Annotated in this window: 1 tRNA gene and 2 rRNA genes (1 of these 3 cut by a window edge); all 3 read right to left on the minus strand. The window is 56.0% G+C overall.

Annotation, left to right across the window (positions count from 1 at the left end):
- Positions 1-160: 160 nt before the first annotated feature.
- Positions 161-237: transfer RNA gene (locus DPM33_RS35425), tRNA-Met, on the minus strand.
- 207 nt (positions 238-444) lie between these two features.
- Positions 445-559: ribosomal RNA gene (gene rrf, locus DPM33_RS35430) — 5S ribosomal RNA — on the minus strand.
- 249 nt (positions 560-808) lie between these two features.
- A 23S ribosomal RNA gene (locus tag DPM33_RS35435) occupies positions 809-2,500 on the minus strand (it continues 1,108 nt past the right edge of the window).

Below are 2,500 nucleotides of genomic sequence, written 5' to 3' on the forward strand. Positions count from 1 at the left end.
GGCGCGGGCCGTTTTTGGTGTTGGTTTTGGGGACAGGATTTGGGTTTTCTGTCCCGCGGCGTCGGCTACGCCTCCTTGCGGGCTCCTGATGACCGGTTAAATCGCCGGCCACCACGGCCAGATACAAAAGAGCCCGCACGAGGGCGGGCTCTTTTGTATTTGGTTGCGGGGACAGGATTTGAACCTGTGACCTTCAGGTTATGAGCCTGACGAGCTACCGGGCTGCTCCACCCCGCGTCACCTACGAGCAAGCGTTTGCTTGCGACCTACGAGCAAGCGTTTGCTTGCGTCCATAGAGGTAAGCATGAGCTTACCGGATTCAATGGGTCTGCCAAATGAAAGGGCCGCTTGCGCGGCCCGAGATCCCGTTTGGCGGGCCTTGTCGTATAGAGAAGATTTGCCTTCCATCCGGTTGCGGATGTGAGGTGAACGTGCGTTTGGCAGACCTGGCAGCGACCTACTCTCCCGCGTCTTGAGACGAAGTACCATCAGCGCTGGAGCGTTTCACGGCCGAGTTCGGAATGGGATCGGGTGCAGCCGCTCCGCCATAACCACCAGGTCGGCAAAACGCACGTTCAAATCGAGAAGCTGTTCAAGCGCGATCCAGGGATCGTCGCAGCGCGATCCAAAGGATCGTCGTTTTGTGCCAAGGCGACGTCTGCGTTTTGCTTAACGGGCGAAGCCCGCAAGCGCGACTGCGCGTCGCCGGTCGTCCGGCGCCCTCGCGGAGCATAGGCCCTGAAGGGGCCGCTCATGCGTGAGCGCTGGCAGACCATCCGACTTTGTCGGATGGATATTAGGAATGAGAACGATCAAGCCTATCGAACTATTAGTACCGGTAAGCTTCAAGCGTTGCCGCTCTTCCACACCCGGCCTATCAACGTGGTCGTCTTCCACGGTTCTCAGGGAATACTCGTTTCAAGGTGGGTTTCCCGCTTAGATGCCTTCAGCGGTTATCCCGTCCGGATATAGCTACCCTGCAATGCGGCTGGCGCCACAACAGGTCCACCAGAGATCCGTCCATCCCGGTCCTCTCGTACTAGGGACAGATCCTTTCAATATTCCTACACCCACGGCAGATAGGGACCGAACTGTCTCACGACGTTCTGAACCCAACTCACGTACCGCTTTAAATGGCGAACAGCCATACCCTTGGGACCTGCTCCAGCCCCAGGATGCGATGAGTCGACATCGAGGTGCCAAACAACCCCGTCGATATGGACTCTTGGGGGTCATCAGCCTGTTATCCCCGGCGTACCTTTTATCCGTTGAGCGATGGCCCTTCCACGCGGGACCACCGGATCACTATGACCGACTTTCGTCTCTGCTCGACTTGTCAGTCTCGCAGTCAGGCAGGCTTATGCCATTGCACTCAGCGAACGATTTCCGACCGTTCTGAGCCCACCATCGCGCGCCTCCGTTACTCTTTAGGAGGCGACCGCCCCAGTCAAACTACCCACCATACATTGTCCCGGACCCGGATGACGGGCCGCGGTTAGACATCCATAGTAATAAGGGTGGTATTTCAAGGGTGGCTCCACCTGAGCTGGCGCCCAGGTTTCAAAGCCTACCACCTATCCTACACATGCCACTACGAATGCCAATGTAAAGCTATAGTAAAGGTGCACGGGGTCTTTCCGTCTAACCGCAGGAACCCCGCATCTTCACGGGGAATTCAATTTCACTGAGTCTATGCTGGAGACAGCGGGGAAGTCGTTACGCCATTCGTGCAGGTCGGAACTTACCCGACAAGGAATTTCGCTACCTTAGGACCGTTATAGTTACGGCCGCCGTTTACTGGGGCTTCGATTCAGAGCTTGCACCCCTCCTCTTAACCTTCCAGCACCGGGCAGGCGTCAGACCCTATACGTCGCCTTGCGGCTTCGCAGAGCCCTGTGTTTTTGATAAACAGTCGCTACCCCCTGGTCTGTGCCACCCTCCTCTACTTGCGTAAAAAAGGGTCACGCTTCTTCCGAAGTTACGCGTGCAATTTGCCGAGTTCCTTCAGCATAGTTCTCTCAAGCGCCTTGGTATACTCTACCTGACCACCAGTGTCGGTTTCGGGTACGGTCTATAAGGAGGAGCTATTTCCTGGAACCACTCCGCTGCCCGTTCAATCCGATAAGATTGGACAACTTGTGTGATCCGTCACTACCTCCAGGCCCACGAATATTAACGTGGTTCCCATCGACTACGCGTTTCCGCCTCGTCTTAGGGGCCGGCTAACCCTGCTCAGATTAACTTTAAGCAGGAACCCTTGGTCTTTCGGCGGGGGAGTCTCTCACTCCCCTTACGTTACTCATGTCAGCATTCGCACTTCTGATACCTCCACCGCCCCTCACGGGTACGGCTTCATCAGCTTACAGAACGCTCCGCTACCGCTCGTGATTGCTCACGAACCCTAAGCTTCGGTGTATGGCTTTAGCCCCGTTACATTTTCGGCGCAAAGACCCTTATTTAGACCAGTGAGCTGTTACGCTTTCTTTAAATGATGGCTGCT

Source organism: Mesorhizobium hawassense (assembly GCF_003289945.1).
Taxonomy (GTDB): Bacteria; Pseudomonadota; Alphaproteobacteria; order Rhizobiales; family Rhizobiaceae; genus Mesorhizobium; species Mesorhizobium hawassense.